This is a genomic window from Stenotrophomonas sp. SrG (assembly GCF_050031795.1).
GTDB lineage: Bacteria > Pseudomonadota > Gammaproteobacteria > Xanthomonadales > Xanthomonadaceae > Stenotrophomonas > Stenotrophomonas rhizophila_A.
This window is the reverse complement of sequence record NZ_JBNBBE010001421.1, coordinates 1-234: the sequence shown is the minus strand read 5'-3', so window position 1 is coordinate 234 and position 234 is coordinate 1. Positions and strand designations below refer to the sequence as shown.

General features: G+C 64.5%; 1 pseudogene. It reads left to right on the top strand.

The annotated features are described in order from the left end of the window. Positions 1-134, top strand: a pseudogene (locus ACQG3P_RS24080) (beta-ketoacyl-ACP synthase II); the annotation flags it as partial. Positions 135-234 lie beyond the last annotated feature (100 nt).

Below are 234 nucleotides of genomic sequence, written 5' to 3'. Positions count from 1 at the left end.
TTCACGAAGCGGGCGAGGGCTGCGACCTGGATTACGTTCCCTACCCCGCTCGCGTGGCTAAGGTGGATGTGGTGATGTCCAACGGCTTCGGATTTGGCGGCACCAACGGCACGCTGGTGTTCAAGCGCGTCTGAGCGCGCCACCCAACGTCACCGCACCGGGCCGCCAGCTTGGCGGCCTTGGTGTATCTGGCCCCCGCACTTACTTTGGTTGCCCTGCCATGTTCCAGACCCG